This window comes from Rhizobium sp. NLR8a (genome assembly GCF_019685235.1).
Lineage (GTDB): Bacteria > Pseudomonadota > Alphaproteobacteria > Rhizobiales > Rhizobiaceae > Rhizobium.
In genome coordinates, this window is record NZ_JABDWI010000015.1 from 117,974 (window position 1) to 143,287 (window position 25,314).

24 protein-coding genes and 3 tRNA genes are annotated in these 25,314 nt (G+C 60.6%); 1 reads left to right on the forward strand and 26 read right to left on the reverse strand.

From position 1 onward, the window contains the following. Nucleotides 1–8 precede the first annotated feature (8 nt). The 25 genes from HJC04_RS26260 to HJC04_RS26380 form a co-directional block, all read right to left on the reverse strand. A complete protein-coding gene (locus HJC04_RS26260) occupies nt 9–1,313 on the reverse strand; it encodes a lipoprotein-releasing ABC transporter permease subunit (RefSeq protein WP_210628277.1) in 1,305 nt (434 codons plus the stop codon). 15 nt (nt 1,314–1,328) lie between these two features. Continuing rightward, nucleotides 1,329–2,651 (reverse strand): proline--tRNA ligase, encoded by a 1,323-nt coding sequence (proS, locus tag HJC04_RS26265; protein ID WP_210628278.1) that lies wholly within the window; start codon nt 2,649–2,651, stop codon nt 1,329–1,331. Between the two features lie 580 nt (nt 2,652–3,231). Beyond that, nucleotides 3,232–3,507, reverse strand: a complete 276-nt coding sequence (locus HJC04_RS26270) for a DUF1467 family protein (RefSeq protein WP_210628279.1) — start codon at nt 3,505–3,507, stop codon at nt 3,232–3,234. A 163-nt stretch (nt 3,508–3,670) separates the two neighbouring features. Further along, nucleotides 3,671–4,075: a methylmalonyl-CoA epimerase gene (gene mce, locus HJC04_RS26275; protein ID WP_210628280.1), complete on the reverse strand. Its 405-nt coding sequence runs from the start codon at nt 4,073–4,075 to the stop codon at nt 3,671–3,673. A 2-nt stretch (nt 4,076–4,077) separates the two neighbouring features. Further along, on the reverse strand, nt 4,078–5,748 hold the full coding sequence (locus tag HJC04_RS26280) for a ribonuclease J (RefSeq protein WP_221147470.1): 1,671 nt from the start codon (nt 5,746–5,748) through the stop codon (nt 4,078–4,080). Between the two features lie 17 nt (nt 5,749–5,765). Then, on the reverse strand, nt 5,766–6,530 hold the full coding sequence (locus HJC04_RS26285; RefSeq protein WP_210628282.1) for a biotin--[acetyl-CoA-carboxylase] ligase: 765 nt from the start codon (nt 6,528–6,530) through the stop codon (nt 5,766–5,768). Beyond that, nucleotides 6,530–7,975, reverse strand: a complete 1,446-nt coding sequence (gene nuoN / locus HJC04_RS26290; RefSeq protein WP_210628283.1) for an NADH-quinone oxidoreductase subunit NuoN — start codon at nt 7,973–7,975, stop codon at nt 6,530–6,532. The genes HJC04_RS26285 and nuoN overlap by 1 nt, the downstream gene beginning before the upstream one ends. Before the next feature lie 18 nt (nt 7,976–7,993). Further along, nucleotides 7,994–9,505, reverse strand: coding sequence for an NADH-quinone oxidoreductase subunit M (locus tag HJC04_RS26295; RefSeq protein WP_210628284.1), 1,512 nt, complete (start codon nt 9,503–9,505; stop codon nt 7,994–7,996). Further along, nucleotides 9,505–11,505: an NADH-quinone oxidoreductase subunit L gene (nuoL, locus tag HJC04_RS26300; RefSeq protein ID WP_210628285.1), complete on the reverse strand. Its 2,001-nt coding sequence runs from the start codon at nt 11,503–11,505 to the stop codon at nt 9,505–9,507. The genes HJC04_RS26295 and nuoL overlap by 1 nt, the downstream gene beginning before the upstream one ends. A 7-nt stretch (nt 11,506–11,512) precedes the next feature. Next, complete coding sequence (gene nuoK, locus HJC04_RS26305; protein WP_003587269.1) at nt 11,513–11,821, reverse strand: NADH-quinone oxidoreductase subunit NuoK; 309 nt, start codon at nt 11,819–11,821, stop codon at nt 11,513–11,515. Between the two features lie 23 nt (nt 11,822–11,844). Further along, on the reverse strand, nt 11,845–12,459 hold the full coding sequence (locus HJC04_RS26310) for an NADH-quinone oxidoreductase subunit J (protein ID WP_184452956.1): 615 nt from the start codon (nt 12,457–12,459) through the stop codon (nt 11,845–11,847). Between the two features lie 141 nt (nt 12,460–12,600). Then, nucleotides 12,601–13,092 (reverse strand): NADH-quinone oxidoreductase subunit NuoI, encoded by a 492-nt coding sequence (gene nuoI, locus HJC04_RS26315; protein WP_004680064.1) that lies wholly within the window; start codon nt 13,090–13,092, stop codon nt 12,601–12,603. Nucleotides 13,093–13,132: 40 nt separating this feature from the next. Beyond that, nucleotides 13,133–14,176 carry an NADH-quinone oxidoreductase subunit NuoH gene (gene nuoH / locus HJC04_RS26320; RefSeq protein WP_210628287.1) on the reverse strand — a complete coding sequence of 348 codons (1,044 nt, stop codon included), beginning with the start codon at nt 14,174–14,176 and terminating at the stop codon, nt 13,133–13,135. Nucleotides 14,177–14,188: 12 nt separating this feature from the next. After that, entirely contained in the window at nt 14,189–16,270 is a 2,082-nt protein-coding gene (gene nuoG / locus HJC04_RS26325; protein ID WP_221147471.1) for an NADH-quinone oxidoreductase subunit NuoG, read from the reverse strand. A 222-nt stretch (nt 16,271–16,492) separates the two neighbouring features. Continuing rightward, nucleotides 16,493–17,176: a 5' DNA nuclease gene (locus tag HJC04_RS26330; protein WP_210628289.1), complete on the reverse strand. Its 684-nt coding sequence runs from the start codon at nt 17,174–17,176 to the stop codon at nt 16,493–16,495. A gap of 2 nt (nt 17,177–17,178) precedes the next feature. Further along, nucleotides 17,179–18,483 carry an NADH-quinone oxidoreductase subunit NuoF gene (gene nuoF, locus HJC04_RS26335; protein WP_003558451.1) on the reverse strand — a complete coding sequence of 435 codons (1,305 nt, stop codon included), beginning with the start codon at nt 18,481–18,483 and terminating at the stop codon, nt 17,179–17,181. A 10-nt stretch (nt 18,484–18,493) separates the two neighbouring features. Further along, entirely contained in the window at nt 18,494–19,657 is a 1,164-nt protein-coding gene (locus HJC04_RS26340; protein ID WP_210628291.1) for an NADH-quinone oxidoreductase subunit E, read from the reverse strand. A 16-nt stretch (nt 19,658–19,673) separates the two neighbouring features. Further along, the gene (locus HJC04_RS26345; protein ID WP_210628292.1) at nt 19,674–19,946 is read right to left on the reverse strand and encodes a hypothetical protein; all 273 of its coding nucleotides are present in this window, start codon (nt 19,944–19,946) and stop codon (nt 19,674–19,676) included. Then, nucleotides 19,946–21,136 carry an NADH-quinone oxidoreductase subunit D gene (locus HJC04_RS26350; RefSeq protein ID WP_210628293.1) on the reverse strand — a complete coding sequence of 397 codons (1,191 nt, stop codon included), beginning with the start codon at nt 21,134–21,136 and terminating at the stop codon, nt 19,946–19,948. The genes HJC04_RS26345 and HJC04_RS26350 overlap by 1 nt, the downstream gene beginning before the upstream one ends. 60 nt (nt 21,137–21,196) lie before the next feature. Further along, nucleotides 21,197–21,583, reverse strand: a complete 387-nt coding sequence (locus HJC04_RS26355) for a four helix bundle protein (protein ID WP_221147472.1) — start codon at nt 21,581–21,583, stop codon at nt 21,197–21,199. A 46-nt stretch (nt 21,584–21,629) separates the two neighbouring features. Further along, complete coding sequence (locus HJC04_RS26360) at nt 21,630–22,232, reverse strand: NADH-quinone oxidoreductase subunit C (RefSeq protein ID WP_210628295.1); 603 nt, start codon at nt 22,230–22,232, stop codon at nt 21,630–21,632. A gap of 18 nt (nt 22,233–22,250) precedes the next feature. After that, on the reverse strand, nt 22,251–22,835 hold the full coding sequence (locus tag HJC04_RS26365) for an NADH-quinone oxidoreductase subunit B family protein (RefSeq protein WP_210628296.1): 585 nt from the start codon (nt 22,833–22,835) through the stop codon (nt 22,251–22,253). Continuing rightward, nucleotides 22,826–23,191: an NADH-quinone oxidoreductase subunit A gene (locus HJC04_RS26370; RefSeq protein ID WP_010055493.1), complete on the reverse strand. Its 366-nt coding sequence runs from the start codon at nt 23,189–23,191 to the stop codon at nt 22,826–22,828. Before HJC04_RS26370 ends, HJC04_RS26365 begins: the two co-directional genes overlap by 10 nt. Nucleotides 23,192–23,438: 247 nt before the next feature. Next, nucleotides 23,439–23,515: transfer RNA gene (locus HJC04_RS26375), tRNA-Asp, on the reverse strand. 51 nt (nt 23,516–23,566) lie between these two features. After that, nucleotides 23,567–23,643, reverse strand: a tRNA-Asp gene (locus HJC04_RS26380). A gap of 408 nt (nt 23,644–24,051) precedes the next feature. Between HJC04_RS26380 and HJC04_RS26385 the strand changes: the two genes are divergently transcribed. Then, nucleotides 24,052–24,127, forward strand: a tRNA-Val gene (locus tag HJC04_RS26385). A 548-nt stretch (nt 24,128–24,675) separates the two neighbouring features. On the opposite strand, the gene HJC04_RS26390 is transcribed toward HJC04_RS26385, so the two are convergent. Continuing rightward, nucleotides 24,676–25,224 (reverse strand): glutathione peroxidase, encoded by a 549-nt coding sequence (locus HJC04_RS26390; RefSeq protein ID WP_221147473.1) that lies wholly within the window; start codon nt 25,222–25,224, stop codon nt 24,676–24,678. Nucleotides 25,225–25,314: the final 90 nt, after the last annotated feature.

A 25,314-nucleotide genomic window follows, 5' to 3' on the forward strand; every position in this document is an offset into this window, starting at 1 on the left:
GGCATTCCTTATTCGTAGCGCAGGGCCTGCACCGGATCGAGCCTGGAGGCGCGCCATGCCGGGAAGATGGTGGCGATGAAGGAGAGGCTGAGCGCCATGACGACCACCGAGATCGTTTCGCTGATATCCATCTCGGCCGGCAGCTGGCTGAGGAAATAGACCTGGGGATTGAAAATCACGGTGCCGGATATCCAGGAGAAGAACTGGCGGATGGATTCGATATTGACGCAGACGAGAACGCCGAGCAGCACACCGGCAAGAGTACCGACGATGCCGATCGCCGCCCCGGTCATGAAGAAGATGCGCATGATGGCGCCGGCGCTGGCGCCCATGGTGCGCAGGATGGCGATATCGCTGCCTTTGTCCTTCACCAGCATGATGAGGCCGGAGATGATGTTCAGCGCCGCCACCAGCACGATCAGCGTCAGGATCATGAACATGACGTTGCGCTCGACTTGCAGCGCCGAAAAGAAGGTCTGGTTGCGCTGGCGCCAGTCAGTGAGGTTGATCTGACGGCCTGCCGCTTCCTCCACTTTGGGCTTCAGAGCATCGATATCGTCGGGGTGATCGACGAAAAGCTCGATCGACTGCACCAGCCCCTCGGCATTGAAATAAAGCTGCGCCTCCTCGAGCGGCATGAAGATGATCGAGGAATCATATTCGGACATGCCGATCTCGAACAGCCCGGAGATCTTGTAGGACTTGACGCGCGGGCTGACGCCCATCGGCGTAATGTCACCATCCGGTGACGTCAGCGTAATCAGGTCGCCGACGCGCAGGCCGAGCTGGTCGGCCATGCGGGTGCCGATCAACACGCCTTGGCCGGAAGCAAAACCCACCATGTCGCCCGGGTTAATATGCTCAGAAACCGCTTTGAGTTTGGTCAGATCTTCCGCGCGGACACCGCGCACCAGCGCACCGGTGCTGCCGCCAGCCTGGGCGGAGGCGAGCACCTGGCCTTCGACCAGCGGCAGCGCCATCTTGACGCCGGGCACGGCGGCGAGCCTGCTGGCGAGATCCGCATAATCAGTGAAAGGTCCGTCGACCGGCTGCACGATCATATGACCGTTGATGCCGAGGATGCGCGAGACGAGTTCGGTGCGAAAGCCGTTCATGACGGCCATGACGATGATCAGCGTCGCAACGCCGAGCATGATGCCGACGAAGGAGAAGCCGGCGATGACCGAGATGAAGGCCTCCTTGCGGCGGGCGCGCAGATAACGCCACGCCACGAGGCGCTCAAAGGTGGAAAATGGCTTGCCAGCCGGACCCAAGCCGGATTTTGAACTCCGGTCCACTGCTGCCTCTGCCATTTCGCCTCCGTTTCCTTAAGCCACGAACCTGTTGATCGCCGCTTCGATGGTCATCGTTTCACGGGCGCCGGTCTTGCGGTCCTTCACTTCGACCTCGCCGTTCGCGACCGCACGCGGCCCGGCGATGATCTGGACAGGTACGCCGATCAGGTCGGCCGTCGCGAATTTCGTGCCGGCCCGGTCGTCGGTATCGTCATAGAGCACATCCTTGCCGGCCTTTTTCAGCGCGGCGTAGATCAGCTCGCAAGTATCGTCGCAGGCCTCATCGCCCACCTTCATGTTGATGACGACGACATCGAAGGGTGCGACCGATGCCGGCCAGATGATTCCGTTCTCATCATGCGATGCTTCGATGATGGCGGGAACAAGGCGTGTCGGACCGATACCGTAGGAACCCATGTGGACGAAATGTTCCTTGCCATCCGGTCCTTGCACTTTCGCGCCCATGGGCTCGGAATATTTCGTGCCAAAGTAAAAGATATGGCCAACCTCGATGCCGCGAGCGGAAAGGCGCTCGGCTTCGGGAACGGCGTTGAAGGCAGCCTCGTCGTGCATTTCCGAGGTGGCCGCATAGAGCGAGGTCCACTTGTCGAAGATCGCCTTCAGGCCTTCGACGCTGTCGAAATCGGTGTTTTCGCCGGGAATATCGAAACCGACGAAGTCCTTATGGCAGAAGACCTCGGATTCCCCGGTATCGGCGAGGATGATGAATTCATGGCTGAGATTGCCGCCGATCGGGCCGGTATCCGCGCGCATCGGGATGGCGCGAAGGCCAAGCCGATCGAATGTTCTGAGATAGGCGGCGAACATCTTATTATAGGAATGCTCCGCCCCTTCGCGCGTCAAATCGAAGGAATAAGCGTCCTTCATCATGAATTCGCGCGAGCGCATGGTGCCGAAGCGAGGCCGGATCTCGTCACGGAACTTCAGCTGGATGTGATAGAGATTGAGCGGCAGGTCCTTGTAGGATTTGACGGAGGAGCGGAAAATATCCGTCACCATCTCCTCGTTGGTGGGGCCGTAGAGCATCGGCCGGTCCTGGCGGTCCTTGATACGCAGCATCTCCTTGCCATAGGCATCATAACGGCCGCTTTCCTGCCAGAGCTCGGCCGATTGCAGGGTCGGCATCGAAAGCTCGATAGCTCCGGCGCGGTTCTGCTCCTCACGGATAATGGCGTTGACCTTGTCTAGCACACGCTTGCCGAGCGGCAACCAGGAATAGATGCCCTGAGACTGCTGGCGGATCATGCCGGCGCGCAGCATTAACCGATGGGAGACGATTTCCGCCTCCTTGGGGTTTTCCTTAAGGATGGGCATGAAGTAGCGAGACAGACGCATGGCGATTCCGGAGCAGTTGAGATCCCGCTGGCGAGCGGAATCGAAGATAGGTTGTGAATGTGGGAGCGTTCATAGCCGCTTCGCAGCGGGAAGGAAACCCGCAACTGCTGTCGGGCGCCTCCGGGACACGCTTGTTCGCACCCGCAAAATGAAAGGGCGTGAAAAAGTGCGTGTTTATAAGGACTTGAACGAAAATCTTGTCAACAGAAAAATTTTGCTGGCGTGTAGCAAAAATACAAAAAAAGCTAATGACAAAGCCCAATGTTTGGGCTAGTTTTAGCTCACAAAACAGGCAAGGAAGTTAATTCTTGCCATTTCGCGGTCAAGTCTTGGGAGGATCAGATCTTAGGCGCGCTCGTCGCAGCCCCGGCAACGGTTACAGATCACGCGATACTTAAAACAAGGCTTTTAGCCTTGTTTTTTTTTGGTTTTTCACCCTCTCCCCCCCTTCAAACTCCAGACGGCTTCCGTAAGGTGAGCCCCTCATTCCGTTAGGCGAGCGCTCTGACGCGCCAGCATGACGCCAACTGGACTTCCATGATAAGATTTGCATATGCTCAAAGTTTGAGCAAAAGCTATTTCAATAGAAGCTAGGCCCGAGTTGTGGAAGGGCGTCAAATCCCCAGCCGAAATAAGTGTCGCAGACATACCAGATGCCATAGATCAGCGCTGAGATCAGCGTCGTCAGCGAAAAGACGAAGGCGGCGCGAAAGCGGGTGGGCGCACTTGGCACGGTGCCGAGCACGACATCGTCGTCTTCCGCCTGGGTGCGCAGGCCGATCGGCAGAACGGCGAACAGCGTCATCCACCAGATGATGAAATAGACGGCGAATCCCTGAAGGAAGGTCTGGAGCATTATCTTTCCCGGTGGTGTCTTGCCGACAGAACGCGTGAAGCGCGGTGCCGCTTGGAGCTGGCGCACTTATACGGCGGAATAGCGTCCAACTCAAAGCGAACGCAACATTTCGCCGTCTTCGGGTCACTCTGCCGCAGCGAAAACGAGTCCGATTGTATTTGCTTTAGGCCTGTTCGAGTTCGATCAGCGTGCCGAAGAAATCCTTGGGGTGCAGAAAGAGCACCGGCTTGCCATGCGCGCCGGTCTTCGGCTGGCCGTCGCCAAGCACCCGCGCGCCGGCGACGACCAGTCGGTCACGGGCGAGGATGATATCGTCCACCTCGTAACAGATATGATGCATGCCGCCGGACGGGTTCTTTTCGAGGAAAGTTGCGATCGGCGAGTCTTGCCCGAGCGGCTGCAGCAATTCGACCTTGGTGTTCGGCAATTCGACGAAGACGACGGTGACCCCGTGTTCCGGCAGAGGCTGCGGCTGCGATACGGCGGCCCCCAGCGTGTCGCGATAAGCGGCCGTCGCCGCTGCTAGGTCGCGAACGGCTATGGCGATATGGTTCACTCGGCCGAGCATGGTCAGACCTTGGTGATGAAGGCGGTGACAAGGGGCTTTTTACCCCAGGCGTGATTTGCAGCTGCGCGGATGGCACGCCGCACGGCCTCCTGTAGCATGTCGATATCCTTGCGGCGGGCGCGCGGAATGCTTTCGATGGCGCTGATCGCCGCATCGTAGAGCGTATCTTCCATCTCCTCGCCTTCGTCATCATAAACCGGCAGGCCGATCGAGACGAGATCGGGATCGCCGAGAATGTCATACCGCGCGTCGAGCAAGACGTTTACCGCGACATGGCCGACATAGGAGAGTTTCTTGCGCTCGCCGATACCCATTTCATCGAAATCGCCGATCAGCAGGCCGTCCTTGTAGATCCGGCCATGCGGCGCTTCGCCGATCACCTCGACCGGACCTGGCGCCAGCCGCAGGATATCCCCGTTGCGCACCCGCGGGACGATCGCAATGCCGGATTGCTCGGCAAGCTCCTTATGCGCCGTCAGATGCGTCGCCTCGCCATGCACCGGCACGACGATTTTCGGCCGGGTCCACTCATACATCCTCTGCAACTCGTTGCGGCGCGGATGGCCGGAGACGTGGACGAGCGCCTCGGTATCGGTGATGATATGTACGCCCTGCTCGACAAGGCCGTTCTTGATATCCTGGATCGCCTTCTCGTTGCCGGGAATGGCGCGCGAGGAAAAGACGACGATATCGCCTGCCGCAAAGGCCACGTTGCGCATCTCGTCGCGGGAGAGCTTGGCAAGGGCGGCCCGCGCCTCACCCTGGCTGCCAGTCAGGATGACGACGACCTTGTCGCGCGGAATGTAACCGTACTCCTCCTCGGAAATGAAAGGTTTGACCCCTTCCATCAGGCCGATATCACTAGCGACATCGACGACGCGCTTCAGCGAACTGCCGAGCAGCAGCACTTCGCGGCCGGCCGCCTCGGCAGCCTCGGCTACGGTGCGAATACGCCCGACATTCGACGAGAAGGTGGTGATCGCCACCCGGCCCTCGGCATCCTCGATGATCTTGCGCAGGCTTTCCGACACATCTTTCTCGGAGGGCGAAACACCGTCGCGCAGGGCGTTGGTGGAATCGCACATCAGCGCCAGCACGCCCTCGTCGCCAAGCTGGCGGAAGCGCGTCTCATCGGTCAGCGGCCCGAGCGAAGGCTCGTGGTCGATCTTCCAGTCGCCGGTGTGGATAACGTTGCCGGCCGGCGTGCGGATCATCAGCGACATCGGCTCGGGAATCGAGTGATTGACGGCCACACCTTCGATGCTGAAGGGGCCGACATTGATCGTGTCGCCTGCCTTGAACGGCGTCACCGGCACTTCGCCGATCGTTGCCTTCTCGAAGTTGCGTTTGGCTTCGAGCAGACCCGATGTAAAGGCCGAGGCGAAAACCGGAACATTTAGGCCCGGCCAGAGGTCGGCAAGCGCCCCGTAATGGTCTTCATGGGCATGGGTAATGATAATCGCTTTGAGGTTCTTGCGCTCGCTGGCGAGGAAGCGGATATCGGGCAGAACGAGATCGACGCCCGGCAGGTCGGGTCCGGGGAAAGTGACGCCGCAGTCAACCATGATCCACTGGCGATGCTCGGGCGGGCCGTAGCCGTAAAGGGCAAGATTCATCCCGATCTCGCCGACGCCACCCAGAGGCAGGAATACCAATTCGTCCTGTTTCGCCATAATTTTCGTTTTTTCCGCTATCCAAAAAACACATCACCCGCGGCAATAGACATGACCGTGCCAGCGCCGGTATCGAGCATCAACAAGCCATTATCATCAATCCCGGCGAATTGTCCGGAAATCGACCGGTCCGGTAAATTGACCGTGATATTTTCCCCGACGCCGCAGGCGATGGCGCGCCAGCGCGCGGTGATCTCGGCAATGCCGCGGCCCTGATCCCATATTTCGAGCACATCCGCCGTCGCCGCGAAGAGATGGGCGAAGAGCTCCTCCGGCGACGCCGCGCTCGCATGCTCGCGCAGGCAGGTGACGGGATAGAGCGGATTGTCCGGCATGACCGAGACATTGATGCCGATGCCGACGATCAGCGCATAGCGGCCGTCCGGCAGCCTTTCGCCTTCGATCAGGATGCCGCAGGTCTTCTTTCTGCCGATGAGGACATCGTTCGGCCATTTGACCTCGAGCGGCTCGGCGCCCAGCGGCAGCACCCGGCGGATCGCCTGGTGAACGGCAACGGCGATTGCCAGCGGCAGCGAGCCGAGGCGCTCCATCGGCGCCGGGTCGATCAGCAGAAGAGAGGCGTAGAGATTGCCGCGTTCGGAAACCCAGAGCCTGCCGCGACGGCCGCGGCCGCCCGTCTGCCTCTCGGCCGTCACCCAGAGATTGCCGGGATCCCCCGCCCGGGCTCGGGCGAGGCATTCGCTGTTGGTGGACGATGTTTCCGACAGAGCCTCATGCCTGATATCGCCGAGCGATATCCGGCGCCGTCCGTCGGAGGCCATCAGAAGAGCGTCGCGGCGGCAAGCTCTGCCGCGCCGCCGATCGGGCCGCCGATGAGGACATAAGCGGTGACGAAGAGACCGGAGAGACCGAAGACCAGCCGCAGGGCGCCGGAGACACGGGCGAATTCGCCGGTCGCTTCATCGAACCACATCAGCTTGATGACGCGCAGATAATAATAGGCGCCGACGACCGAGGCGAGAACGCCGATGATGGCGAGCGCATAAAGCTTGGCTTCGATGGCGGCGACGAAAACGAAGTACTTGGCGAAGAAGCCTGCCAGCGGCGGGATGCCGGCGAGCGAGAACATCAGCGCCGTCAGCACGACGGCCATGAACGGGTTTGTCGTGGAGAGGCCGGCGAGATCGTCGACGTTTTCGACGACGGTGCCGTCCTTGCGGCGCATCGACATGATGATTGCAAAGGTGCCGAGCGTCATGATCATGTAAATGACCATGTAAAGCATGACGCCGGAAACACCGGTCTGATTGCCGGCAGCTAGGCCGACCAACGCATAACCCATGTGGCCGATCGAAGAATAGGCCATCAGCCGCTTGATGTTCTTCTGACCGATCGCGGCAAAGGAGCCGAGCAGCATCGAGGCGATCGAGATGAAGACGACGACCTGCTGCCAGTCGGCCAGAACCGGCTGGAAGGCGGTGATGACCATGCGTGTCATCATCGCCATGGCGGCAACCTTGGGGGCTGCGGCAAGGAAGGCGGTGACCGGCGTCGGCGCGCCTTCATAAACATCCGGCGTCCACATGTGGAACGGAACGGCCGAGATCTTGAAGGCGATGCCGGCGAGGATGAAGACCAGGCCGAAGATGAGGCCGAGCGACCGTGCGCCCTCGACGGACAGCGCCTGGGCAATTTCGGCGAAATGGGTGTGACCGGTGAAGCCATAGACCAGCGACATGCCGTAGAGCAGCATGCCGGATGACAGTGCGCCGAGCACGAAATATTTGAGACCGGCCTCGGTCGACTTCAGGCTGTCGCGGTTGATCGCGGCGACGACATAAAGCGCCAGCGACTGCAGTTCCAGCGCAAGATAGAGCGAGATCAGGTCGTTGGCCGAGATCATCAGCAGGATGCCGAGAGTCGCCAGCAGCAGGAGAACCGGGAACTCGAACTTGTCGAGCTGATTTTCGCGGGCATGCCCCATCGTCATGAACAGAGCGACCAGCGAACCGAGGAGCGCCACCAGCTTCATGAAGCGCGAGAAGCCGTCGGCCATGTAGACGCCGCCGAAGGCGAGGCCTTCCGCCGGCACGAAGAGCAGCCACAGACCGGATGCGAGCAGCAGCACGATGGCGAGGCCGGTGACGACAAGGCCCGACCGCTCGCCTGAGAAGACGCCGACCATCAACAGGACCAGGGCGCCGACCGCGAGGATGAGCTCCGGCGCGGAAAGATGCAGACTGAGGAGAATTGTTTCAGCGGTCATGTCCGATAAGTCCCGTCATCATTTCATAGACAGCGCAACGTTCTGCGCTGCGTGCACGGCGGCCGTGTAGTTGTTGACCAGCAGATCCACCGAGGCGGCCGTCGCATCGAAGACCGGAGCCGGATAAACGCCGAAGAAGATGGTCAGCGCGACCAGCGGATAAAGGATCAGCTGTTCGCGTCTGGAAAGATCGAGCAGCGCCTTCAGCTTTTCCTTCTCCAGCGCGCCGAAAATTACCCGGCGATAGAGCCAGAGCGCATAGGCGGCCGAGAGAATGACGCCGGTGGCGGCAAAGAGCGCGACCCAGGTGTTGACCCGGAAGACGCCGATCAGCGTCAGGAATTCGCCGATGAAGCCAGACGTGCCGGGAAGCCCGACATTGGCCATGGTGAAGACCATCATCGCCACGGCATATTTCGGCATGTTGTTGACGAGGCCGCCATAGGCGTTGATCTCGCGGGTATGGGTACGGTCGTAGACGACGCCGACGCAGAGGAAGAGCGCGCCGGAGACGATGCCGTGCGACAGCATCTGGAAGATCGACCCCTGAACACCCTGCATGTTGGCGGCGAAGATGCCCATGGTCACGTAGCCCATATGCGCCACGGAGGAATAGGCGATCAGTTTCTTCATGTCGTCCTGCATCATCGCTACCAGCGAGGTGTAGATGATGGCGATGACCGACATGGCGAAGACGAGCGGCGCAAAATAATCGGACGCGACCGGGAACATGCCGAGCGAGAAGCGGATGAGACCGTAGCCGCCGAGCTTCAGGAGCACGCCGGCAAGGATCACCGAGCCTGCCGTCGGCGCCTGAACGTGCGCATCCGGAAGCCAGGTATGAACGGGCCACATCGGCATCTTCACTGCGAAAGAGGCAAAGAAGGCAAGCCAGAGCCAGGTCTGCAGCGCCGGCGGGAACTTGTAGGCGAGCAGCGCGGTGATGTCGGTCGTGCCGGCCTGCCAGTACATCGCCATGATGGCGAGCAGCATCAGCACCGAGCCGAGCAGCGTATAGAGGAAGAACTTGTAGCTCGCATAGACGCGATCCTTGCCGCCCCAGACTCCGATGATCAGGAACATCGGGATGAGGCCCGCCTCGAAGAAGACGTAGAAGAGCACGATATCGAGCGAGACGAAAACGCCGACCATCATCGTTTCGAGGATGAGGAAGGCGATCATGTATTCCTTCAGGCGCCTCTCGATCGAGAGCCAGCTCGCCAGCACACAGAAGGGCATGAGGAAGGTCGTCAGGATGACGAACAGCATAGAGATGCCGTCGACGCCGACGTGGTAGCCAATGCCGGTGCCGAGCCAGTCATGCTTCTCGACCATCTGAAAGCCTGGATTGGCATTGTCGAAGCCGATCCAGATGACGAGCGAGACGATGAAGGTGAAGACGGTGGTGATCAGCGATATCCCCAGCACGTTTCTCCGGCCGCTTTCGCTGTCGCCATTCATCAAGAGCAGGAGCACCACGCCGGCGAGCGGCAGGAAGGTGACCGTTGAAAGAATAGGCCAATCGGTCATCAGAAGGAACTCCCGAGCATCATCCAGGTAACGAGCGCCGCAATGCCGAGCAGCATGGCGAAGGCATAGTGATAGAGGTAACCGGTCTGCAGACGGACCACGCGATCGGTGACGGCGACGACGCGGGCGGCGACACCGTTCGGCCCGTAGGTATCGATGACGCCGACGTCACCCTTCTTCCACAGGAAGCGGCCGAGCGCCCTTGCCGTGCGGACGAACAGGAAGTCGTAGAGTTCGTCGAAATACCACTTGTTGAGCAGGAAATGGTAGAGCACCCGGTGCTGCTTGGCGAGGACGCGCGGCGTCTGCGGCGAGCGGATATACATGTACCAGGCAATGACGAAACCCAGCACCATAGCGATGAAGGGGCTTAAGCCGACAAGCGTGGGTACATGATGGAACTGTTCGAGGAGTTCGTTTTCGGCACCGGTAAAGAGCGCGCCCTTCCAGAACTCGGCATATTCCTCGCCGTAGAACCGGCCTTCGAAGATCACGCCCGCAAATATGGCGCCGAGCGCAAGGATATAGAGCGGCACAAGCATGACCTGGGGCGACTCGTGGACGTGGTGCATGACCTCATGCGAAGCGCGCGGCTTGCCGAAGAAGGTCATGAAGATCAGGCGCCAGGAGTAGAAGCTGGTAAATAGAGCCGCAATGACCAGCAGCGAGAAGGCGAAGCCCGAGACCGGCGAATGCGATGCGTAGGTCGCCTCGATGATCACGTCCTTGGAGAAGAAGCCGGCAAGGCCGAACGGCGTGAAGGGAATGCCGACGCCGGTGATCGCCAGCGTGCCGATGATCATGAGGCCGGCGGTAACTTTGATGTGCGGATACAGGCCGCCCATGTGGCGCATGTCCTGCTCGCCGTCGACGGCGTGGATGACCGAGCCGGCACAGAGGAAGAGCAGCGCCTTGAAGAAGGCATGCGTGAAGAGATGGAAGATCGCCGCGCCGTAAGCCCCTACCCCGAGCGCCACGAACATGTAGCCGAGCTGCGAGCAGGTGGAATAGGCGATGACGCGCTTAATGTCGTTCTGCACCAGGCCGACGGTTGCCGCGAAGAAGGCGGTGATCGCGCCGATCACGGTGACGACCGTGAGCGCATCCGGCGACAGTTCGAACAGCGGCGACATGCGGGCGACGAGGAAGACGCCGGCGGTGACCATGGTCGCGGCATGGATGAGGGCCGAGACCGGGGTCGGGCCTTCCATCGCGTCCGGGAGCCAGGTGTGCAGCAGGAACTGCGCCGACTTGCCCATTGCGCCCATGAACAGCAGCAGGCAGATGCCGGTCAGCGCGTGCGCCTTGTCGAGCTGCATGCCGAAGAGGTTGAGGATCACTTCGCTCGCCTCACCGCCGCCTTCATGCGGGGCGAAATTCGATGCATTGGCGAAGATCGTATCGAGGTTAATCGAACCAAACAGCACGAAGACACCGGCAATGCCCAGCACGAAACCGAAGTCGCCGACGCGGTTGACGATGAAAGCCTTCATCGCCGCGGCCGTCGCCGACGGCTTCTTGAACCAGAAGCCGATCAGAAGATAGGAGGCGAGACCGACGCCTTCCCAGCCGAAGAACATCTGCGCCAGGTTGTCGGCCGTCACCAGCATCAGCATGGCGAAGGTGAAGAGCGAGAGATAGGCAAAGAAGCGCGGGCGATGCGGATCGGTATGCATGTAGCCGATCGAATAGATATGCACCAAGGTCGAGACCGTGTTGACGACGATCAGCATGACTGAGGTCAGCGTATCCACGCGCAGCGACCAGGAGACGTCGACGCCGCCGGACTGGATCCAGCGCAGCACCTCGACCTTGATCGGCCCGCCTTCAAGATGGCCCATGCCAACGTTGAAGAAGACGATCCACGACAGGATGCCGGCGATGATCATCAGGCCGCTGGTTACATATTCCGAGGCCTTGGCGCCGATGGCGCGGCCGAAAAGGCCGGCGACGATCGCGCCGATCAAGGGAAGAAAGACAATAGCCTTATAGAGGAACATGAGCCACTCAGCCCTTCATCATATTGACGTCTTCGACCGCGATCGAGCCGCGGTTGCGGTAGAAGACAACGAGAATTGCAAGACCGATCGCCGCTTCGGCAGCCGCGACCGTCAGAATGAACAGCGCGAAGACCTGGCCGACAATGTCGTTCAGGAAGGAAGAGAAGGCGACCATGTTGATGTTGACGGCAAGCAGGATCAGTTCGACCGACATCAGGATGACGATGACGTTCTTCCGGTTCAGGAAGATGCCGAAGACGCCGAGCGTGAAGAGGATGGCGCTGACCGTCAGGTAGTGGGAAAGACCGATGACCATGTTCTTTGTTCCTTGACCTGCCTTTAGACGCCCTGCCCCGGCTTGACCGTAACCACCTCGACGGCGGTGGCGGGCGTGCGGGCAACCTGCCTGGAAATATTTTGCCGCTTGATGTTGGTGCGATGCCTCAGCGTCAGCACGATCGCGCCGATCATGGCGACCAGCAGCACCAGGCCGGCAATCTGGAAGAAATAGACGTAGTTGGTGTAAAGCACGTCGCCGAGAGCGGCCGTATTGGTGCGCTCGGTCAGTGCCGGGATCGGCATGGCGACTGATTTGGCGATCTCAGGCGAGATGACGCTGCCGCCGATGACGACGATCAGTTCGGCCGCCAGGATGATCCCGATCAATCCGCCGATCGGCGCATATTCGAGCACGCCTGCCCTCAATTCGGTGAAGTCGATGTCGAGCATCATCACTACGAAGAGGAAGAGGACGGCGACGGCGCCGACATAGACGACGAGCAGGATCATCGCCAGGAACTCGGCGCCGAGCAGCAGGAACAGGCCGGCCGCGTTGAAGAACACCAGGATCAGAAACAAAACCGAGTGAACCGGGTTCTTCGCCCAGATGACCATGAACGCCGACGCCACCGCGACAAAGGCGAAAAGATAGAAAAATAGAGCCTGCAGACCCATGTTGGTGCCTTTTTCATCTTCCCCCGGGCAGCCGGGAATTTTCCCTGCCCGATGGAGCTTCGCGGCACTCGCCGGCAAAGCTCCTGTGCATATTGACCGTGACAGGAGCGAGCAGCTCCACCGCGGCGTTTCAGATCTCAATCAGCGGTACGGCGAGTCGATCGCGATGTTGCGGGCGATTTCGCGCTCCCACCGGTCCCCGTTATCGAGAAGGCGCGCCTTGTCGAAATAGAGCTCTTCGCGGGTTTCCGTCGCAAATTCGAAATTCGGACCTTCGACGATCGCGTCGACCGGGCAGGCTTCCTGGCAGAAGCCGCAATAGATGCACTTCACCATGTCGATGTCGTAGCGCACGGTGCGGCGCGTGCCGTCGTTGCGGCGCGGACCGGCCTCGATGGTGATCGCCTGGGCTGGACAGATCGCCTCGCAGAGCTTGCAGGCGATGCAGCGTTCCTCGCCGTTCGGATAACGGCGCAGCGCATGCTCGCCGCGGAAGCGCGGGGAGACCGGACCCTTTTCGAAGGGATAGTTGATGGTCGCCTTCTGGCGGAAGAAATAGCGCATCGACAGAAAGAACGCGCCGAAGAATTCCTTGAGGAACAGCGAGTTGATGGAGCTGGACAAGCTTGCCATCTTCAACCTCCAATTTTGCCGGAAACGAGAGCTGGGATCATTACGCCCATCCCATCAGTTTCAGCACGAATGCAACGATGATGACCATGGCGAGCGACAGCGGCAGGAAGACCTTCCAGCCGAGGCGCATGAGCTGGTCGTAGCGGTAGCGCGGGACGAAGGCCTTGACCATCGCGAACATGAAGAACACGAAGCATGCCTTCAGCATGAACCAGATAATGCCCGGGACCCAATTGAGAATCCAGATATCGACAGGAGGCAGCCAGCCGCCGAGGAAGAGGATCGTCGTCAGCGAGCACATCAGGCAGACGGCCGCATATTCGCCGAGCATGAACATCATGTATGGCGAGGAACCGTACTCGACCATGAAGCCGGCGACGAGTTCCGATTCGGCTTCCGGAAGGTCGAAAGGCGGACGGTTCGTCTCGGCGAGCGCCGAGATGAAGAAGACGATGAACATCGGGAACAGCGACAGCCAGTGCCAGTCGAGAAACGAGGCCGGCAGGCCGAGCATGGTGCCGAGGCCGGTATGCTGCGCATTGACGATGTCGGTCAGGTTGAGCGAGCCGACGCAGAGCAGAACGGTGACGATGACGAAGCCGATCGAGACTTCATAGGACACCATCTGTGCGGCCGAGCGCAGCGCGCCGAGGAAGGGATACTTCGAATTCGAAGCCCAGCCGCCCATGATGATCCCGTAGACTTCAAGCGAGGAGATCGCGAAGATATAGAGAATGCCGACATTGATGTTGGCGATCACCCAGCCATCAGCGAGCGGCACCACCGCCCAGGTGGACAGCGCCAACAGCACGGTCACCAGCGGGGCCAGCAGGAACACCGCCTTGTTGGCGCCGGCCGGAATGATCGGCTCCTTGAACACGAACTTCAGAAGGTCGGCGAAGGACTGGAACAGGCCGAAGGGACCGACAACGTTCGGGCCGCGGCGCAGCTGCACGGCCGCCCAAATCTTGCGGTCGGCAAGCAGCACGTAAGCGATGAAGACGAGCAGGCAGACGAGAAGCAGCAGCGACTGACCGATCATGATGATCCCCGGCCAGACATAGGTTGAGAAGAAAGAATCCATGAGTTCCTGCCCTTACTCTGCCGCGACTTTAAAGTTGTTGCGGGCCAATGCCGAGCACTCGGCCATGACAGCCGAGGCGCGCGCTATCGGGTTCGTCAAATAGAAGTCTTTGACCGGCGACGCAAACCCTGACTTGTTCATCTTGCCGGCTTTTTTCGCGACTGCGGCAATTTGGGCGCTATCGGTTTCGGCGATCTCGTCGATGGCGGCGAAATGCGGGAAAGCGGCATAGAGCCGGCCGCGCAACTCACTCAGTGAATCGAAGGGAAGCTTCTTGCCGAGCACGTCGGACAGCGCACGGATGATCGCCCAATCCTCACGGGCATCGCCCGGCGCAAAGCCTGCGCGATTGCCCATCTGGACGCGGCCTTCGGTGTTGACCCAGGTGCCGGACTTTTCGGTATAGGCTGCGGCCGGCAGGATGACGTCGGCATGGTGCGCGCCGTTATCGCCATGCGAGCCGATATAGACGGTGAGCTTGGCCTTCTTGGCGGTGAAGTCGAGTTCATCGGCGCCGAGCAGGAAGAGCACGTCCATCGACTGCAGCATTTCAGCGGCATTGACGCCCGCAGCACCCGGCACGAAGCCGAGATCAAGGCCGCCGACACGCGAGGCAGCGGTGTGGAGGACGGCGAAGCCGTTCCAGCCTTCGACGACCGCACCGACCGAACCGGCAAGCTTGGCGGCACTTGCGAGAACACCGGCGCCATCGCTGCGCGACAGCGCGCCCTGGCCGATGATGATCATCGGCTTGGCGGCGTTCTTCAGGACGTCCGCGAAGGCATGGCCGCCATCGACCAGATCCTTGAGCGTGTCGGGTCCGCCGCCGAGATAGTCATAGCTGTAACGCAGTTCACTGGGCTCGCCGATCACGCCGATCGGGAACTTGCCGCGACGCCAGCGCTTGCGGATGCGGGCGTTGAGAATAGCCGCCTCGAAACGCGGATTGGCGCCGATGATCAGCAGCGCGTCGGCCTGGTCGATGCCCGCAATCGTCGGGTTGAAGAGGTAGCTTGCACGGCCGAGCGACGGATCGAGTGCCGTCCCATCCTGGCGACAGTCGAGATTAGCCGATCCCAGCGCCTTGACCAGCTCGGAGAGCGCATACATTTCCTCGACGGAAGCGAGATCGCCAGCGATCGCGCCGATCTTTTCGCCTGAAGTGGCGCTGACAGCAGCCTTGATGGCGCCGAAGGCCTCGGCCCAGCTGGCCGGCTGCAGGCGGCCGTCGCGGCGGACGTAAGGCCGGTCGAGGCGCTGCGTCTTCAAACCGTCCCAGATGAAGCGGCTCTTGTCGGAAATCCACTCCTCGTTGATCACCTCGTTGACGCGCGGCAGGATGCGCATGACTTCACGGCCACGGGTGTCGACGCGGATCGCCGAACCGACGGCATCCATGACGTCGATCGACTCGGTCTTGTTCAATTCCCAGGGGCGGGCGGTGAAGGCGAAGGGCTTGGAGGTGAGCGCGCCGACCGGGCAGAGGTCGACGACGTTGCCCTGCAGTTCGGAGGTCATCGCCTGTTCGAGATAGGTGGTGATCTCGGCATCCTCGCCGCGACCGATCAGGCCGAGTTCGGAAATGCCGGCAACCTCGGTGGTGAAGCGGACGCAGCGCGTGCAATGGATGCAGCGGTTCATCACCGTCTTGACGAGCGGGCCGATATACTTGTCCTCGACAGCGCGCTTGTCTTCCTGGTAGCGCGAGGTGTCGATGCCGAATGCCATCGCCTGATCCTGCAGGTCGCATTCGCCGCCCTGGTCGCAGATCGGGCAGTCGAGCGGATGGTTGATCAGCAGGAACTCCATCACGCCTTCACGGGCCTTCTTGACCATCGGCGTGTTGGTGAAGACCTCGGGCAATTCGCCATTCGGGCCGCCGCGGATGTCGCGCACGCTCATGGCACAGGAAGCCTGCGGCTTCGGCGGTCCGCCCTTTACCTCGACAAGGCACATGCGGCAGTTGCCGGCAACCGACAGGCGCTCGTGGAAGCAGAAGCGCGGAACTTCAGCGCCGGCATCCTCACACGCCTGCAATAGCGTGAAATGATCCGGAACTTCGATCTCGTTGCCGTCAATCTTCAGTTTTGCCATCGTCGCTCAGTCCTGTTTCCCGTTTGCCTGATGACGGCAAACAAACCTGTTTTGCAACATTCTCTTTGCCGAGCCGGATCTTTCGTCCTGCTGGCAGCCGATGTCGCCCAAATTGTCTGTCGCGCGTTCCAGACGCGGAACCCGCACCGGCATCTGCAGCGTGGGCCCTCCGCCCCTTCGCTGATCCGCCCTATTTCCGGCCGGTTTGCGCGGCCGGACAGCTCATTTCCTTCTGCGGCCCCGCCCGGCCAGAACCTTCGCCTGACCGATCCAGTCGTCGCGTGCGATGCGGCCGCTAAGGCCGAGCTCGGCGTCAAGCCGGGCGATATCCTCGTCGGTCCAGGCGGCAATCTCGGCGAAGCCGCGAATGCCTTTGGTGTTCAACACCTGCTCCAGCTTCGGACCGATGCCGGCGATCAGCTTGAGATCGTCGGCCTTTGCAGCCCGCTGAGCCGGTTTTACCTTCACGCTGGGCGTCGGCTGGCTTGCCTGAGTCGGTTCGCTTGCCGGCTTGACGACTCTCAGCCTCGGCCCAGCCTTCCTTTCGGCGGCAGGCTTGTCGGCCGCGGGCTTGCTGAACGCCTTGACGGCCGGGCGGATGTTCTCCGACCGGATATCGACAGCGGGCGCCGGTTCGTCGGGCGGCGTATCATCGAGGGCGGCGGCGAGTTTGCCCGTCGTTTCCAGAGCACTCTGGAAGGCCCCGAAAAAGGCTCCCGCCATCTGCGTCGAGAAACCGAAGCCAATAGCCGTTGCGGCGGCAAAGGCTGCGGCAGGATGTGCCATCAGCGGATGCACCGGCATTGCCTGTGCGTTTTCCAGCATCTCGGCGGCAAGACGGCCGAAGCCGGCCGCGAAATCGGCGGTCTCTTCCTTCTTCCCACTCTTGGATGCCTTGTCGGTCATGATTATTCAGCCGCCTCCAGAACCGCGCCGTGATCGAGCGCGCTCGCCGTATACTGGTCGATGCGCTTTTCGATCTCGGGACGGAAGTTACGGATCAGACCCTGCACCGGCCATGCGGCGGCGTCGCCGAGCGCGCAGATGGTGTGGCCTTCGATCTGCTTGGTCACCTGAAACAGCATGTCGATTTCGCGCTTCTGGGCGTTGCCCTTGGCCATGCGCTCCATCACGCGCCACATCCAGCCCGTGCCTTCCCGGCAGGGCGTGCACTGGCCGCAGCTCTCATGCTTGAAGAAGGCGGAGATGCGGGCGATCGCCTTGATGACGTCCGTGGACTTGTCCATGACAATCGCGGCGGCCGTGCCGAAGGAGGAACCGACGCCGCGCAGACCGTCAAAATCCATCGGGCAATCGATGATGTCCTTGGCCGGAACGATCGGGCAGGATGCACCGCCCGGAATGACGGCGAGCAGATTGTCCCAGCCACCGCGGATGCCGCCGGCGTGGCGGTCGACCAGTTCGCGGAAGGTGATGCCCATTTCCTCTTCAACGGTGCACGGCTTGTTGACGTGGCCGGAGAGCATGAACAGCTTGGTGCCGACATTGTTCGGACGACCGATGGCCGAGAACCAGCCAGCGCCGCGGCGCAGAATCGTCGGCGCGACAGCGATCGATTCGACGTTGTTGACGGTCGTCGGGCAGCCGTAGAGACCCATATTGGCGGGGAACGGCGGCTTGAGCCGCGGCTGGCCCTTCTTGCCCTCCAGGCTCTCGAGCAGCGCGGTTTCCTCACCGCAGATATAGGCGCCGGCGCCGTGATGGACGAAGATGTCCATGTCCCAGCCGAGCTTGTTGTTCTTGCCAAGCAGGCCGTAGTCATAGCACTCGTCGATCGCCGCCTGCAGCGCTTCGCGCTCGCGGATGTATTCACCGCGCACGTAGATGTAGGCGGCATTGGCGCCCATGGCGAAGCTTGCGACGACGCACCCTTCGATCAGTGTATGCGGATCGTGGCGCATGATGTCGCGGTCTTTGCAGGTGCCGGGCTCCGATTCGTCTGCATTGACGACGAGGTAATGCGGGCGGCCGTCGCTTTCCTTCGGCATGAAGGACCATTTGAGACCCGTGGGGAAGCCGGCGCCGCCGCGGCCGCGAAGGCCGGAGGCCTTCATCTCGTTGATGATCCAATCGCGGCCCTTTTCGAGGATCTGCTTGGTGCCATCCCAGTGGCCGCGGCTCATCGCGCCCTTCAGGGACTTGTCCTTGAGGCCGTAGATGTTGGTAAAGATGCGGTCTTTATCTTGTAACATGCTTCACCTCTTACCGCGGCTTCTTGCCGAAGACCTTGATATATTCCGCTTCGCCGCCCTTGGCGAGCGCCTTGGCCTGCTTGACCCAGTCGTCACGCTCGATGCGGCCGCGGAAATTCAGGTAGCCATCGACCCATTCGCGCTCGGCCTTCTTCCAGCCTGCGACCTGCGAGAAGGTGAAGATGCCGATTTCATTCAATGTCGCCTCGATCTTCGGACCGACGCCGGAGATCATCTTCAGGTCATCCGGTGCGGCGGGCTTTTCGATGCCGGCTGGACGGTTCTTGTCGGTCAGGCTGGGCTTGGCCGCTGGAGCGGTTTCGGCCTTGGCCGCAGCAAGCGCCGGCTCGGCAGGCGCCGTGCCGGAAACCGGCTGCTGCGCGGCTGCCTTGGCATTCTTCGCTGCTGCCTTCGGCGCCGTCGCCGGCGTCTTCAAGGCGGCATTGGTCTCGGCATCGGTGCTCTTTGGGCGGCCAGCCTCGGAGGGCGGGACCGGCGCGCCGTCGACCGGCGCCGACACGGTTTCGGTATCGGCCTTCTTGGCGCGTGTCCTTGCCTTCGGCTCTTCCGTCGTCAGCGAGGTCAGGCCGCCTTCAGGTGCTGAGAATATCCGGTCGATCTGGGTGCCCGGCTTGATGCTCGCGCCATTGCCGGCGGCAAAGGTGTCGATGATCTCTTCGAGGCGCTCCGGCGTCAGGTCTTCGTACGTGTCCTTGCCGATCATCACCATCGGGGCGTTGACGCAGGCGCCAAGACATTCGACTTCTTCCCAGGAGAGCGTGCCTTCGGCATTGCGCTCGAAAGGGTGCGCGTGGATCTTGCTCTTGCAGACCGACATCAGCGCTTCCGAGCCGCGCAGCATGCAGGGCGTCGTGCCGCAGACCTGGACATGGGCGCGCGTGCCGACAGGATGTAACTGGAACTGCGTATAGAAGGTCGCGACCTCGAGCACTCTGATATAGGCCATGTCGAGCATGTCGGCGATCTTTTCGATCGCCGCGCGCGTGACCCAGCCGTCCTGTTCCTGCGCCCGCATCAGCAGCGGAATGACCGCCGACTGCTGGCGGCCGGCGGGGTATTTCTGGATCGTCTTGTCCGCCCAGACCGCATTTTCATCGCTGAAAGCGAATGCGGCAGGCTGAAATTGATCTTCGGCTAATCGACGAACGGACATTCTTCCTCACGCCTTGTCAGTTTAGGGTTCCACACCGCGAAGCGGTCAAAGACTGCATTTCGCAGGCATAGGCCGACTGGTCTTTCTGCATAAATACGACGAATTTGCTGCCATTCGGGATGGCGGCCTTGATCTGATAGCCCTTGGACAAAAGCTCGCCCATGGACGATTGCTGCCCCGGCGGCGTCACTTCCTTATGACCCAGCGGCGTGCCGAGGGTGTCAGCCTCCTGAGCCGAAACCCCGGACGCCGAGAGAAGAATTGCGACGGCCAGCGGCAGAAGCTGCATCAGCGGTCCACCTCGCCGAAGACGATATCGAGCGAGCCAAGGACAGCAGCGACGTCGGCAAGCTGGTGGCCGCGACACATGAAGTCCATCGCCTGCAGGTGGGCGTAACCCGGAGCGCGGATCTTGCAGCGATACGGCTTGTTCGAGCCGTCGGAGACGAGATAGACGCCGAACTCGCCCTTCGGCGCTTCGACCGCGGCGTAAACTTCACCGGCCGGCACATGATAGCCTTCGGTATAGAGCTTGAAGTGGTGGATCAGCGCTTCCATCGAACGCTTCATCTCGCCGCGCTTCGGCGGAACGACCTTGCCGTCGATCGACGAGAAAGGACCGGTCTTCGCATCCGAGAGGAGGCGATTGACGCACTGCTTCATGATGCGGACCGATTGGCGCATCTCGATCATGCGGATGAGGTAGCGGTCATAATTGTCGCCGTTCTTGCCGATCGGGATGTCGAATTCGAGATCGGAATAACATTCGTAAGGCTGGGCGCGACGCAGATCCCAGGCAGCACCCGAACCGCGCACCATGACGCCGGAGAAGCCCCAGGCCCAGCAATCTTCCAACGAGACGACGCCGATATCGACGTTGCGCTGCTTGAAGATGCGGTTGCCGGTCAAAAGATCGTCGATGTCATCGAGCGCCTTGAGGAACGGATCGCACCAGTCGCCGATGTCCTGCACGAGCTTTTCCGGCAGATCCTGGTGGACGCCGCCCGGACGGAAATAGGCAGCGTGCATGCGCGAGCCGCTGGCCCGTTCATAGAACACCATCAGCTTTTCGCGCTCTTCAAAGCCCCAGAGCGGCGGCGTCAACGCGCCGACGTCCATCGCCTGCGTCGTGACGTTCAGAAGATGCGAGAGGATGCGGCCGATTTCCGAATAGAGAACGCGGATCAGCTGGCCGCGGATCGGGATCTCGATGCCGAGCAGCTTTTCGACGGCCATGGCATAGGCATGCTCCTGGTTCATCGGCGCGACATAGTCGAGGCGATCGAAATAGGGCACCGCCTGCAGATAGGTCTTGGTCTCGATCAGCTTCTCGGTGCCGCGATGCAGCAGGCCGATATGCGGATCGACCCGCTCCACAATTTCGCCGTCAAGCTCCAGGACAAGACGAAGAACGCCGTGCGCCGCCGGATGCTGCGGTCCGAAATTGATGTTGAAGTTGCGGACGTTATGTTCGGTCATTTGCTAGGCGCTCCGCTATTGCAGGCATTAGCCAGTGGGCAATAGGCAATAGTGTAGTGGTTAGTTCTCACGTTCGTTCTGTCCATCTTGCAGGCGGCGAATAAGCGACCGCAGCATCTTCCCTATCTCCGCAATCAAGGAAAGCGCCGACTGGGTCTGCGAGACCGTGGCTATTCCTACTCGCGCCGAGAGTATCAGATGCGTCTCCAATTCCTTCAGGGATCCTTGGGCGATTTTCAAATGGTGAACATATGCACCCGTTGCCTCGCGCCCGTAACCTTCCGCTATGTTTGCCGCGATGGACGCTGCCGAACGTCTTACCTGGGAGGTAAGGCCATAAACTTCCTCTTTGGGAAATCCCTTGGTCAGGCCGTAACATTCAACTGCAAGATCCATGGAGCGCTGCCACACCAGAAGATCCTGATAGGAATTAATCGCCGTTGCCATTCTCCCTTATCACTATTGCCTACTGCCTATTGGCTTCTGCCTAGAACTACTGTTTCGCCTTCTCATCACCCGGCAGCACGTATTCGGTGCCTTCCCATGGCGACATGAAGTCGAAGTTGCGGAATTCCTGTTTCAGTTCCACCGGCTCATAGACGACGCGCTTCGCTGCGTCATCGTAGCGAACTTCGACGAAACCGGTCGTCGGAAAGTCCTTGCGCAAAGGATGCCCTTCGAAACCGTAATCAGTCAGGATGCGGCGCAGATCCGGATGGCCGGTGAACAGGACGCCGTACATATCCCAGGTTTCGCGTTCGAACCAATCGGCGCCGGGATGAACCGCACAGGCCGATGGGACCGGCGTATCCTCGTCGGTCGCGACCTTGACGCGGATGCGCAGGTTCTTCTTCGGCGACAGCAGATGATAGACGACGTCGAAGCGCAGCTCGCGCTGCGGCCAGTCGACGCCGCAAATATCGATCAGGTTGACGAATCCGCATTTGGCGTCGTCACGCAGGAAGGTCAGGAGCGCGATCAGGTTTTCACCCGTCGCCGTCAGCGTCAGCTCGCCATACTTCAACTGCGATGCGGCGATCAGGTTGCCGCGCGCTTCGCCAAGATAGGAGGCAAGCTCAGTCAGGGCTTCACTCATATGCCTTGTCCTTAACCCTTAGCGTTCGATCGTGCCGGTGCGCCGGATCTTCTTCTGCAGCAGAAGCACGCCGTAGAGCAGCGCTTCGGCCGTGGGGGGACAGCCCGGCACGTAGATGTCGATCGGCACGACGCGGTCGCAGCCGCGCACCACGGAATAGGAATAGTGATAGTAGCCGCCGCCATTGGCGCAGGAGCCCATCGAGATGACGTAGCGTGGCTCGGGCATCTGGTCGTAGACCTTGCGGAGCGCCGGCGCCATCTTGTTGGTCAACGTGCCGGCGACGATCATCACGTCGGACTGGCGCGGCGAAGCGCGCGGCGCAAAACCAAAGCGCTCGACGTCATAACGCGGCATGGAGAGCTGCATCATTTCGACGGCGCAGCAGGCAAGACCAAAGGTCATCCACATCAGCGAGCCGGTACGGGCCCAGTTGATCAGCTCGTCCGTCGAAGTGACGAGGAAACCCTTGTCGGCGAGTTCGTTGTTGATCTCGCCAAAAAATGCGTCGTTGCTCCCGATCGGCTTGCCGGTCGACGGATCGATGATCCCCTTCGGCTGCGGCGCGACGAGCGACTGGTTGCTCACAGGGGTCACTCCCATTCCAGGGCTCCCTTTTTCCATTCATAGATAAAGCCGATGGTCAGCACGAGGAGGAAGACCATCATGGACCAGAAGCCGAACCAGCCGATGGCGCCGAAAGAAACGGCCCAGGGGAAGAGGAAGGCGACCTCGAGGTCGAAGATGATGAAGAGGATCGACACGAGATAGAAGCGGATGTCGAACTTCATGCGGGCGTCGTCAAAGGCGTTGAAACCGCATTCGTAAGCCGAGAGCTTTTCCGAATCTGGCGCTTTGAAAGCCACGGCGAACGGCGCAATGAGCAGCGCCAGGCCGATAACGAGCGCAATGGCGATGAAGATAGCGATCGGAATATAGGAACTGAGCAGTTCAGTCATCATGTTCATCCTTGCTTGTCGGAGGCGCCAGACGGCGCTTTTGGGCAATTGCCCGACAAGCGAACGTGCGTTGCAACAAGCCGTGGTTAGCGCAGCCGACGCCCCGGCGCAAGACTTTTACGGCGGCAATTCGACGCGTCGCGCGCGGACATTATCAAGCAGATGCAACGATGTCGCGACAAATCCGCAGAAGTCGATTCAAGCTGCATGCCTGACCCCTGGAAACTGCATGGCTTTCGGAGGAGAATGGCGCGAGTGACGGGGCTCGAACCCGCGACCTCCGGCGTGACAGGCCGGCACTCTAACCGACTGAGCTACACCCGCGCATGACGGACGGAAGAGCCGGACGGCGGCGCCTGAACGCCTGCTTTGAAATGGCGCGAGTGACGGGGCTCGAACCCGCGACCTCCGGCGTGACAGGCCGGCACTCTAACCGACTGAGCTACACCCGCACTTCATTTCAAGCAATCCGGATGCCTTCGCACCCTCACCAAAACGGCTGGCCGTTTCGATGAGCGGCTAACTACGGGGTTCGCCTTTTAGTGTCAAGCAGGTTTGGAGACAAAACCATGACAGTCGCTGAATTGTTTCGGTAAAGCCGCTGCAGGCAGAACGGAAAGCCGGCAATTCCAACCTCCGCAGCCGCAGCGAGGCACGATGGGAGCCGGCGGCGCAGGCAAAATGGATAAATCCGCCGCCCCCCCCTTTATCCACAGGCCGACTGCGCCTGATCGGCAGCGCAGACCAGCAGACGACCGCCAAAAAAATCAAAAATTCTTCACAAACACTCTTGCGGTTTTGCCGTGATCCGCATAGATGACGGCCACCAACGCAGCAGGCCGATCGGCTTCGCCAGCGATGGGCGATTAGCTCAGTTGGTAGAGCGCCTCGTTTACACCGAGGATGTCGGGAGTTCGAGTCTCTCATCGCCCACCATTCTTCCCCTCAAGTTTCAAAGAGTGATGTCAACAACCGCAGTCTCATCTGCCGCTGATTGGCTCACGCAGCTATCTGCCTCTGCAGAGGCTGCCGGCTGGGAACGCGGCTTCGGCAAGACGTTCCGGCGCAGCATAGCTGTCCGGCAGGTCAAATGCGGCGCCGTCTGGAAACCAGGTTCCGCCAAAACGGACTACTCCGGCCGCCGGGCCACCTCCTATTGGGCGAATGGATGGGGGCCGGCAAAAGTGGGAGAATCGCCGCCCGGAAAGTCTTCGCGTTTGGAGGCTTATGACACCTGGAGGTGTGCCATGAGGGCTCTCAGCTCCGCATTGACGCTGTGCATCGCGATAGCCCTTGGCGCGCCAAGCGCCACATATGTCAGCCTGCCCGGATACGCGTTCAAAACGAATCCGAACTGTCAGCGCCACGTATCGAAGACGAAGTTTGACAGGAGATGCGACCAGCCGAGACTGGGTTTCAAGGACTTTACGCCCCCGCTTGTGACCGTGCTCGGGATCTGAAGATCCTGCTCGGCTCTTGGCAAATCATGCCTTCGCCAGTTCTTGATCCACCGCGGAAACCAGCCGCGAATCATCCGCCGTCACATCGGGCGCAAAGCGGGCGGCGACTTTGCCGTCGCGGCCGATCAGGAATTTTTCGAAATTCCAGAGGATGTCATCCTCGTCGCCGCCTGAAATGCCGTGGGCATTCAGGCGTTCGCGCATCGGACCCTCGCCCGTCGTCTTCACGCCCGATTTGGTCAGCTGCCGGTAGAGCGGGTGCTGGGCCTCGCCCTTGACCGAAATCTTAGAAAAAATCGGGAAGGTGACGTCGTAGGTGGTGGTGCAGAAATCGAAGATCTCGGCGTCGGTGCCGGGTTCCTGGCCCTTGAAGTCGTTGGCGGGGAAAGCGGCGATGACGAAGCCGCGCTCGTGCTTTTCGCCATAGAGCCTTTCCAGTCCCTCATATTGCGGCGTGAGTCCGCATTTCGAGGCGACGTTGACGATCAGAAGCACCCTGCCCTTGTATTCGTTCAGTGTGATCTGTCGACCATCCACCGTCTTGACCGGAATATCCAGCACATTGCCCATCATGGGAACCTCCAATTGGCAAGGATCGGTCCGGCGAGCTTAGCGATATCGCCGTCATTGTCATCAGGGTGAAGATCAACTCGGCGTCAGCAT

Excerpts from the sequence above, each read along its gene's own strand:
- HJC04_RS26260 (WP_210628277.1), bottom strand. The coding sequence starts at position 1,313 with ATGGCAGAGGCAGCAGTGGACCGGAGTTCAAAATCCGGCTTGGGTCCG.
- proS (WP_210628278.1), bottom strand. The coding sequence starts at position 2,651 with ATGCGTCTGTCTCGCTACTTCATGCCCATCCTTAAGGAAAACCCCAAG.
- HJC04_RS26270 (WP_210628279.1), bottom strand. The coding sequence starts at position 3,507 with ATGCTCCAGACCTTCCTTCAGGGATTCGCCGTCTATTTCATCATCTGG.
- mce (WP_210628280.1), bottom strand. The coding sequence starts at position 4,075 with ATGCTCGGCCGAGTGAACCATATCGCCATAGCCGTTCGCGACCTAGCA.
- HJC04_RS26280 (WP_221147470.1), bottom strand. The coding sequence starts at position 5,748 with ATGGCGAAACAGGACGAATTGGTATTCCTGCCTCTGGGTGGCGTCGGC.
- HJC04_RS26285 (WP_210628282.1), bottom strand. The coding sequence starts at position 6,530 with ATGGCCTCCGACGGACGGCGCCGGATATCGCTCGGCGATATCAGGCAT.
- nuoN (WP_210628283.1), bottom strand. The coding sequence starts at position 7,975 with ATGACCGCTGAAACAATTCTCCTCAGTCTGCATCTTTCCGCGCCGGAG.
- HJC04_RS26295 (WP_210628284.1), bottom strand. The coding sequence starts at position 9,505 with ATGACCGATTGGCCTATTCTTTCAACGGTCACCTTCCTGCCGCTCGCC.
- nuoL (WP_210628285.1), bottom strand. The coding sequence starts at position 11,505 with ATGTTCCTCTATAAGGCTATTGTCTTTCTTCCCTTGATCGGCGCGATC.
- nuoK (WP_003587269.1), bottom strand. The coding sequence starts at position 11,821 with ATGGTCATCGGTCTTTCCCACTACCTGACGGTCAGCGCCATCCTCTTC.
- HJC04_RS26310 (WP_184452956.1), bottom strand. The coding sequence starts at position 12,459 with ATGGGTCTGCAGGCTCTATTTTTCTATCTTTTCGCCTTTGTCGCGGTG.
- nuoI (WP_004680064.1), bottom strand. The coding sequence starts at position 13,092 with ATGGCAAGCTTGTCCAGCTCCATCAACTCGCTGTTCCTCAAGGAATTC.
- nuoH (WP_210628287.1), bottom strand. The coding sequence starts at position 14,176 with ATGGATTCTTTCTTCTCAACCTATGTCTGGCCGGGGATCATCATGATC.
- nuoG (WP_221147471.1), bottom strand. The coding sequence starts at position 16,270 with ATGGCAAAACTGAAGATTGACGGCAACGAGATCGAAGTTCCGGATCAT.
- HJC04_RS26330 (WP_210628289.1), bottom strand. The coding sequence starts at position 17,176 with ATGACCGACAAGGCATCCAAGAGTGGGAAGAAGGAAGAGACCGCCGAT.
- nuoF (WP_003558451.1), bottom strand. The coding sequence starts at position 18,483 with ATGTTACAAGATAAAGACCGCATCTTTACCAACATCTACGGCCTCAAG.
- HJC04_RS26340 (WP_210628291.1), bottom strand. The coding sequence starts at position 19,657 with ATGTCCGTTCGTCGATTAGCCGAAGATCAATTTCAGCCTGCCGCATTC.
- HJC04_RS26345 (WP_210628292.1), bottom strand. The coding sequence starts at position 19,946 with ATGCAGCTTCTGCCGCTGGCCGTCGCAATTCTTCTCTCGGCGTCCGGG.
- HJC04_RS26350 (WP_210628293.1), bottom strand. The coding sequence starts at position 21,136 with ATGACCGAACATAACGTCCGCAACTTCAACATCAATTTCGGACCGCAG.
- HJC04_RS26355 (WP_221147472.1), bottom strand. The coding sequence starts at position 21,583 with ATGGCAACGGCGATTAATTCCTATCAGGATCTTCTGGTGTGGCAGCGC.
- HJC04_RS26360 (WP_210628295.1), bottom strand. The coding sequence starts at position 22,232 with ATGAGTGAAGCCCTGACTGAGCTTGCCTCCTATCTTGGCGAAGCGCGC.
- HJC04_RS26365 (WP_210628296.1), bottom strand. The coding sequence starts at position 22,835 with ATGGGAGTGACCCCTGTGAGCAACCAGTCGCTCGTCGCGCCGCAGCCG.
- HJC04_RS26370 (WP_010055493.1), bottom strand. The coding sequence starts at position 23,191 with ATGACTGAACTGCTCAGTTCCTATATTCCGATCGCTATCTTCATCGCC.
- HJC04_RS26390 (WP_221147473.1), bottom strand. The coding sequence starts at position 25,224 with ATGATGGGCAATGTGCTGGATATTCCGGTCAAGACGGTGGATGGTCGA.